This is a genomic window from Marinovum sp. (assembly GCF_048263515.1).
GTDB lineage: Bacteria > Pseudomonadota > Alphaproteobacteria > Rhodobacterales > Rhodobacteraceae > Marinovum.
On the sequence record NZ_JBLXEC010000002.1, the window covers coordinates 373,576 to 382,100 of the forward strand.

The 8,525-nt window shown below is 65.7% G+C and carries 6 protein-coding genes; 1 reads left to right on the forward strand and 5 read right to left on the reverse strand.

All coding sequences use genetic code 11. The annotated features are described in order from the left end of the window. Window positions 1-43: 43 nt before the first annotated feature. Entirely contained in the window at window positions 44-1,027 is a 984-nt protein-coding gene (locus tag ACN0SE_RS04280; RefSeq protein WP_417523244.1) for a TRAP transporter substrate-binding protein, read from the reverse strand. Between the two features lie 387 nt (window positions 1,028-1,414). On the opposite strand from ACN0SE_RS04280, the gene ACN0SE_RS04285 reads away from it, so the two are divergent. Continuing rightward, entirely contained in the window at window positions 1,415-2,419 is a 1,005-nt protein-coding gene (locus ACN0SE_RS04285) for a GlxA family transcriptional regulator (RefSeq protein ID WP_417523245.1), read from the forward strand. Window positions 2,420-2,710: 291 nt separating this feature from the next. On the opposite strand, the gene ACN0SE_RS04290 is transcribed toward ACN0SE_RS04285, so the two are convergent. From ACN0SE_RS04290 to ACN0SE_RS04305, 4 genes are all read right to left on the reverse strand, one after another. Next, the gene (locus ACN0SE_RS04290) at window positions 2,711-3,265 is read right to left on the reverse strand and encodes a sarcosine oxidase subunit gamma (protein WP_417523246.1); all 555 of its coding nucleotides are present in this window, start codon (window positions 3,263-3,265) and stop codon (window positions 2,711-2,713) included. A gap of 1 nt (window position 3,266) precedes the next feature. Then, a complete protein-coding gene (locus ACN0SE_RS04295) occupies window positions 3,267-6,221 on the reverse strand; it encodes a sarcosine oxidase subunit alpha family protein (protein ID WP_417523247.1) in 2,955 nt (984 codons plus the stop codon). Further along, on the reverse strand, window positions 6,218-6,505 hold the full coding sequence (locus tag ACN0SE_RS04300) for a sarcosine oxidase subunit delta (RefSeq protein WP_417523248.1): 288 nt from the start codon (window positions 6,503-6,505) through the stop codon (window positions 6,218-6,220). The genes ACN0SE_RS04295 and ACN0SE_RS04300 overlap by 4 nt, the downstream gene beginning before the upstream one ends. Window positions 6,506-6,632: 127 nt before the next feature. Beyond that, the gene (locus tag ACN0SE_RS04305) at window positions 6,633-7,883 is read right to left on the reverse strand and encodes a sarcosine oxidase subunit beta family protein (protein ID WP_417523249.1); all 1,251 of its coding nucleotides are present in this window, start codon (window positions 7,881-7,883) and stop codon (window positions 6,633-6,635) included. Window positions 7,884-8,525 lie beyond the last annotated feature (642 nt).

An 8,525-nucleotide genomic window follows, 5' to 3' on the forward strand; every position in this document is an offset into this window, starting at 1 on the left:
AACCTGGGGTCACGGGCGCTTCTGCATTGCTGTCAATCAGGCGTCACTCGGTCGACTGGGCGATCTCGACCAGCTTGCGCATGTCGGGGTTGGCAGCCAGGTACTCGTCGTAGACCGCGACCATCGCCTCCTGAAAGGGGGTCTTGTCGGCGATCTCGTTGACCATCACGCCAGCCGCTTCGACATCCTTGCGGGCCTGCTCGGACTGCACTGCCCAGAGCTCACGCTGGTAGAGACCGGCCTCTTCGGCGGCTTCCTTGACCTGCGCCTGAAGCTCGGGCGACAGCGCGTTGTACTTGGTGGTGTTGACGCAGATGCATTCCGGGATGATCAGGTGCTCGGAGAGCGAGTAGTTGGTTGTCACCTCGTAGTGCGCGACGTTCTTGAACGAGGGGAAGTTGTTTTCCGCACCGTCGACGACGCCGGTCTTCAGCGACTGGTAGACCTCGCCAAAGGCCATCGGCGAGGGGTTGCCGCCCATCGCCGAGATCATCGCGGTGTAGAGGTCGTTGTTCATCACCCGGATCTTCAGCCCGGCCACGTCGGCGGGCGTATTGATCGGCTTTTGCGTGTAGAACGACCGCGCGCCGGCATCGACCCAAGCCAGCGGCAGCAGGCCGGCTTCGCCCATGGCGTCGGAGATCATGCCGCCGGCTTCGCCTTCGAGCACGCGGAACATGTGCGGCACGCTCTTGAAGATGAAGGGCAGGGAAACGAGGTTGGCCTCTTTCACCATCGGGCCGATCGGGCCGAGGTTGAAATTGCCGACCTCGATGGCGCCCAGGCGCACCTGCTCGAGCGCATCGGGCTGGGTGCCCAGAACGCCGCCGTGGAACACCTCGATGGTGACTTCGCCGCCGGTCTTGGCCTCGACCAACTCGGCAAAACGGTCCATCGCGGCAGTGTTGGGATGGCCCTCGCTGTGGATGTTCCAGGCGCGCCAGTTCTCGGCGGCGGATGCAGCCGACGCGAGCAGGGCAACGGCCGCGGCCGCACCGAAGAGCGTGGTGGTAAGTTTCTGGTACATGGTGTCCTCCCTTGGATATCGTAACCAGTCTGAAAGTCTGTGGGCCTGTGGCGGGGCTTGCCGCGCCTGCGATCCATGCGTGGCCGGTTGTCGGTCCGCCGCGCCTTGGATAACGTGAGCCGCGACCCTCCCCTGTCGCCTCCACTCGCCCTGGCCGCGGCACCGCCCCATCCTCCCGGGGCGTGCCTGATCGGCCTTCGATTGACGGCATATGATTACTAGTATCCCAGTCAAGTCAAGGATAAACTTTCACGCCGGTGAGGGTGGGGCAGCGTCGCTTTTGTCGGTACCCTCGCGGCGTTGGCCGAGGCGCGTGGCCTTGCCGACGCGCGGCACCGCAGGCCGAAACCCCTTGAGCCCGCCGGACTTTGCCCTCAGGAAGTGCCCATGATCAAAGGTGACCGCACAACCACCCTGGGCTTTCTGATCTTCCCCGGTTTCCCGATGTCCTGCCTGACCTCGGCGATCGAACCCTTGCGCGCCGCCAACGAGATCTCGGGCGAGGCGGCCTTTGACTGGAAGCTGATCGGCGAGACCGGCGCAAGGGTCGAATCGAGCGCGCATATCTGGTTCGACCCCGACCAGGCGCTGGGCGATGATCTGGAGCTCGACTATCTCTTCCTGCTCTCCGGCCCGCTGGCGCAATTCGACAGCCCGCGCGGCTCGAACGGCAAGCTGCGCAGCCTCAACCGCCACGGCGTGCGCATCGGCGGGGTCAGCGGCGGGGTGTTTCCGCTGGCGCGCTCGGGCCTGCTCGACGGGCATACCTGCAGCGTGCATTGGTGCTACGCCTCGGCCTTTGCCGCCGAGTTCCCCGGGCTGAAGATGGAGAGCGACGTCATCATCATCGACCGCGACCGGCTGACCGTCTCCGGCGCGGCGGCGGTCTTTGACCTGATGCTGACGCTGATCGACGCGCGGCTGGGCGAAGAGGTCACGACCGAGGTCGCCTGCTGGTTCCAGCATCCGCTGATGCGCGGTCAGGGCGTGCGGCAGAAGGTGCCGACGCTGCGCCGCGAGAGCACGTCGGACATGCTGCCGCCCTCGGTGCGGCAGGCGATCGGCATCTTCGGGGAACACCTGGAGGACCCGGTCAACGTCGATGACGTGGCGCAGATGGTCGGCCTCTCGCCGCGCCAGCTGGAACGGAATTTCAAGAGCGCCACCGGGCAGAGCCCCTCGGCCTACTTCCGCAGCATGCGGATGTCGGCGGCGCGGCAGCTGGTGCTCTATTCCAACGACAGCATGACCAGCATCGCCGCCGCCGTCGGCTACGCCGCCACCGCGCCGCTGGTGCGCCACTACCGCGAGGCCTTTGGCACCACGCCGCAGCAGGACCGGCAGAAGATCAACCTGTTCAGAGTGGAAAAGAACCGGCCGATTCCGTCGTGATTTGGGTGCAGGAGACATGGTCCGGCACTGCGCCGCCCTTTGACCTCAAGCCGCGCCGGCGATGCGCGGCGGCCTGCGGCCTTGCTTCCGCGCTGGGGCAAAGGATGCCGCTCAGCAATAAACTCCTCGCGTCCCGGACTTGATCCGGGACCTCCTCGTCGGCCGTGAGGCCCCGGATCAAGTCCGGGGCGGCGTTTTCCCCGGTGAGACCCGTTTCGCCTTGATTGGCCTAGGTAACTTCCCATAACGGCCTGCCGCGCGGCCAGTTTCGCATTAGCAGCCAAACCCCGCTCAGATCACACTCCGCGCCGCCATAACCAGCGCGTGATGCAGGCTGCGGGCAGAAGACCGCGGCCCGAGGATGCTGAAATGCCCTGTCCCCCGGTGCACAAGGAAACACCCCAGATGCTCGATCCGGCTGCGCGTGGCGCTGCCCGCTGCCATCTCGCGCGTATCCGCGTTGCAGAGCCGTTCCAGCACGTCGTGACAGGCCGCGCCTTCCAGGTCGAACCGCACCCAGCCGTCGGTCTGTTCGGTGACCGAGCCGGCGTCGCCCACCGCCGCCTTGAGCTGGGCGGCCAGGTCCTCGTGGCTATCATGCGGCGCCTCGATCATCCATTGCTCAGGCCCGGTCCAGAAGACGTGGAACGGCGGTGTTTCAACGCAGCGCCCGACGCCGGGAAGGTCCGACCCGAGGAAGCCGCGCGCAGCCGCCGCCAAATCCCCCTCGCGCCCCAACCGGGCCGCGAGGCTGGCCAGCGCCCAATCGGGGCGCTCGGAAATCCGCAGCCCGTCGAAGTCATCGACCTGCGGCTTTGTCGCGCCAAGCGCGGTGAGTGCGATCATGTCATGCACGGAGACGGTCCCCCTCTGGATCGACGAAATGCGCCGAGACAACCTCGACCTCGATGTCCGAGCCGGTCAGCGGGCTGACCAGCCGCAGCGTCTCGCCCAGCCGCTCTGACCCGCGTTTCAGGTAGCCGAGGCCGATCGAGCTCTCGAGGATCGGCGAATAGGCGGCCGAGGTCACATAGCCTTGGTCATGCGCCGCATCGACCGGGCCGGTGGCCGCCATCAGGTGACCGCCGGCGGTGATCTTCTGCGTCGCGTCCCGGGGCCGGAAGCCCACCAGCGCCAGCGCATCCTCGGCGTTCAGCCCCTCGCGTTCCGAGAGCGTCGATCCGATGGCGTCCTTCTTTTTCGACACCATCCGCCCCATCCCGAGGTTGAGCGCGGTGGTGGTGCCGTTCAGCTCGTTGCCCGCCGCATGGCCCTTTTCGATCCGCATCACGCCAAGCGCCTCGGTGCCATAGGGCACCACGTCGAATTCCTCGCCCGCCGCCATGATCCGCCGGATCAGCGCATCGCCATAGCGTGTCGGCACCGCGATCTCGAAGGCCAGTTCGCCGGAAAAGGAGATGCGGAACAGCCGCGCGCGCAATCCGCCGCAGACGGTGATCTCGCCGCAGGCCATGAAGGGGAAGGCCTCGTTGGAGATGTCGAATTCGGGGTCGACGATCTTCTGCAACAGCTTTCGGGAATTCGGACCGGCCACCGCGTATTGCGCCCAGGCCTCGGTGGTGGACATCAGCTGCACGTCCATGTCCGGGAACAGGCACTGGCGCACGAATTCGAGGTGGCGATAGACCGAGACCGCATTGGCGGTGGTCGTGGTCATCACGAAGTGATCCTCAACCAGCCGCGCGGTGGTGCCGTCATCCATGGCAATGCCGTCTTCGCGCAGCATCAGGCCGTAACGGGTCTTGCCCACCGGCAGCTTGGCAAAGGCGTTGGCGTAGACCTTGTTGAGGAACTCCGCCGCGTCGGTGCCCTGCACGTCGATCTTGCCCAGCGTGGACACGTCGCAGACCCCGACCGAGCCGCGCACGGCGCGCACCTCTCGGTCGACGCTTTCGCGCCAGGTGGTCTCTCCCGGTTGCGGGAACCACTGCGCGCGCAGCCAGTTGCCGGTCTCGATGAAGACGGCGCCCTGTTCCTTGGCCCACTTGTGGCTCGGCGTCTCGCGCACCGGGTGGAAGTCCTTGCCCCGCGCGCGGCCGCCGAGCGTGCCCATGGCGACGGGCGTGTAGGGCGGGCGGAAGATGGTGGTGCCGACACCGGGGATCGACTTGCCGGCGAGTTCCGCCATGATGGCGAGGCCGCCCATGTTCGAGGTCTTGCCCTGGTCGGTGGCCATGCCGAGCGTCGTGTAGCGCTTGAGGTGTTCGACCGAGCGGAAGTTCTCCTGATGCGCAAGCTTCACGTCCTTGACGGTAACGTCGTTCTGTTGATCCAGCCAGGCGCGGCCCTTGCCCTCGGTGACATGCCAGAAGGGCTGCAGGTTGACCGGCGCATCCTCGGCCTGCGGCAGCTCGATGGCTTGGGCGTTTTGCCCGAGGTCCGCCAGCGCCGCGACGGCCTGATCGGTGCCGGTCCGCAGCGCGGCATGGGTCGAAAAGGCGCCGGCGGCGGCGCCGGCAACGCTCTGGCCGGCGGGCAGGGTGCCGGGGACAAAGGCGGCGATGGCCTCGTTCCATTCCGGCCGGCCACGCTGGTGGCAGGTCAGGTGCACATTTGGGTTCCAGCCGCCAGAGACGCCGAGCGCGCCGCATTCGATGATCCGCTCGGAGCCGTCGGCCAGCCGCAGGGTGATGAAGCTCAGCCCCAGCCGCCCGGCGGTGTCGATCACCTTCGCCCCGGCCAGCAGCTCGCAATCGGCCACGCGGGGGGCATCCGGGCGCACGTCGATCACCGCGGCGACCTTGACGCCGCGCGCCATCAGGTCGACGGCGGTGCGGTGACCGTCGTCATTGTTGGTGAAGACCGCCACCTTCTGCGCCGGCGTCGCCGCCCAGCGGTTGGCATAGGCGCGCATCGCGCCGGCCAGCATGATGCCGGGACGGTCGTTGTTGGCGAAGGCAATCGGCCGCTCGATGGCGCCGGCACAAAGCAGGGTCCGCTTGGAATAGAACCGCCAGAGGATCTGACGCGGCTTGCCGGGGGCGGGCACGGGCAGGTGGTCCGACACCCGCTCGACCGCGCCGTAGATGCCATGGTCGAAGCCGCCGATCACCGTGGTCCGCGACATCAGCCTGACGTTGGGCAGGGCGCGCAGCTCATCGAGCGTCGCCTTGACCCAATCAGGACCAGAGGCATCACCCAAGGTGAAGGTCTCGGCGTTCAACCGCCCGCCAAAGGCGAAATCCTCGTCGGCAAGGATGACCCGCGCGCCGGACCGCCCGGCAGTCAGCGCCGCAGCGAGGCCCGCAGGCCCGCCACCCACGATCAGCAGGTCGCAATGCAGGAAACCCTTGTCGTATTGGTCGGGGTCTTCCTCCAGCGACAGCGAGCCCAGACCGGCGGCCTTGCGGATCATCGGCTCATAGAGCTTTTCCCAGAAGGCTGCGGGCCACATGAAGGTCTTGTAGTAGAAGCCGGCGGTCAGGAAGTTCGAGAACCGGTCGTTGATCGCCATGGCGTCATGCTTGAGCGTGGGCCAGCGGTTCTGGCTCTTGGCCTCCAGCCCGTCAAACAGCTCGGCGGTGGTGGCCCGCGTGTTGGGCTCCTGCCGCGCGCCAGAGCGCAACTCGACCAACGCATTGGGCTCTTCGCTGCCGGCGGTCAGCACGCCGCGCGGCCGGTGATACTTGAACGACCGGCCCATAAGCCGCACGCCATTGGCCATCAGCGCCGAGGCCAGCGTGTCGCCGGGATGGCCCTTGAAGCGCTTGCCATCGAAGGTGAAGTCGAGGCTGCGTGACCGGTCGATCTGGCCGCCCTGAAGTCGGTTGGATTGCGTCATTTGCTGCGCCCCCGGCTGCGGGCCACGTCGCGGGCCAGCTCTACCTTGGTGATTTCATGGGTCAGGGTGTTTCGGGTCACGACCAGCCAGCTGCGGTCGCCCGTCTCGTGGAACCAGAGCTCGCGATGCTCGCCCGCCGGGTTGTCGCGCAGGTAGAGGTAGTCGTGGAACTGGTCCACGGCGTCCTGGGCCTGCCAGTCGGGGCGGTCGATCAGGGCGGCGTCGCCGAGATAGGTGAATTCCTGCGCGTCGCGGGGACCGAGGAGGGGGTGATTGATGATCATCTTGCGTGTCCTCTGTTCGCATCTCGAACCGCAAAACCGGTTCCCACTTTTGCTGAGATACGCGCGGTTCGTTGGTTCGTATCTCGAACCGCAAAACCGGCGCCCACTTTTGCTGAGATACTCACGGTCAATGCAAATTGGGCTGCGCGCCCATACCCTTTTCGTCGATCATCCGCCCGCGGCGGAAGCGATCCAGACGATAGGCCGTGGCGGTCTCATGCGGGGTGTCGGTGGCCAGCAGATGGGCATAGGCCATGCCCGAGGCCGGCGTCGCCTTGAAGCCGCCGTAACACCATCCGCCATTGAAATAGAGCCCCTCGACCGGTGTGCGGTCGATGATCGGCGAGCCGTCCATCGACATGTCCATCACGCCGCCCCACATCCGCAAGAGCCGCGCGCGCCCCAGCGCCGGGATCAGCGCCATGCCGCTTTCGCAGACGTCTTCCACGGTGGGCAGGTTGCCGCGCTGTGCGTAGGAATTGTAGCCGTCGATGTCGCCGCCAAAGACCAGCCCGCCCTTGTCGGACTGGCTGCAATAGAAATGCCCGGCACCAAAGGTGATGACCCCCGGCAGCACCGGTTTCAGCCCCTCCGAGACGAAGGCCTGCAACACGTGGCTCTCGATTGGCAGGCGCATGCCCGCCAGCGCCATCACCCGGCTCGACGAGCCGGCGACGCAAGACGCCACCTTGCCGGCACCGATGAAGCCGCGCGAGGTCTCGACGCCCTTGCAGACACCGTCCTCGATGCGAAAGCCGGTGACCTCGCAGTTTTGCAGGATGTCGACGCCGTGGCTGTCGGCACCGCGGGCATAGCCCCAGGCGACCGCGTCGTGGCGCACCGTGCCGCCGCGATGCTGGGCCAGGCCGCCGCGGATCGGGAAACGGGCATTGGCGAAGTCGAGAAACGGATAACGGTCGCGGATCTGCTCGACGCTCAGCAGCTCGGCATCGGCGCCGTTCAGGATCATCGCATTGCCGCGCCGCACAAAGGCGTCGCGCTGGGCGTCATTGTGATAGAGGTTGAGGATGCCGCGCTGGCTCACCATCGCGTTGTAGTTCAGCTCCTGCTCCAGCCCTTCCCAGAGCTTCAGCGAGTATTCATAGAACGGCTCGTTGCCATCGAGCAGGTAGTTGGATCGGATGATCGTGGTGTTGCGGCCGACGTTGCCGCCACCGATCCAGCCCTTTTCCAGCACCGCGATGCGTTTCTTGCCGAACTTCTTGGCCAGGTAATAGGCCGTGGCCAGCCCGTGGCCGCCACCGCCGATGATCACGAAGTCATAATGTTTCTGCGGTTCCGGATCGCGCCAGGCGGCGGTCCAGCCCTTGTGCCCCGTCAGGGCTTCCTTGATCACGCGCAGGCCTGAATACTTCATCGCACCCTCGTTCGATTCCGACACCAGAATGCAATGTTTCGCAGCGCTGCAGCAGTGCAGGATCGGACGGCTACCTGTTCAAACCCGACATCTAGTGGTTGGAGTTTGCTCAAGGCAGATCAATGATGAAATTTTGCGCTCGGAGGACCTGCTGCCATGTGACAGAAGCCACACCCTTAACAGGCTGCTGAAAAACTCTGACCTCGACGCGCATCGAGAAACATGATTCATCGCCACGACGGCAGGGACGGAGGTGGCGATGCGCGGATCGGACGAGGTTACAGGATCACTGTTCAGCTACGTCGATCTTGCGCAGCGGATGCCGCGCCGGGATCCTCTCCTCAAGATCGACGTAGCTGAACAGTGATCCTGTAACTGAGCTAATGGGATGAACTGCCTTCCCACCAACCCGCTGCCATCGTGGCAGGCATAGGTGGAGAGAGGAGCATCTGATGGACATCAAGGTTTTGGGAATAGAGGTAGTGTCCCAACGCTTGGTGTAGGAGGCCGCGCGCGGAGCCCCCGGCGTAGCGCAGCGCGCGGCCGGGTGTGACGCTGGCGGCCATCGCCGATCTTCGAGAAGGTTCGGGTTGCAAGACCTTGAACCAAGAATGGAGATGACGATGACCGATGACAGAATGG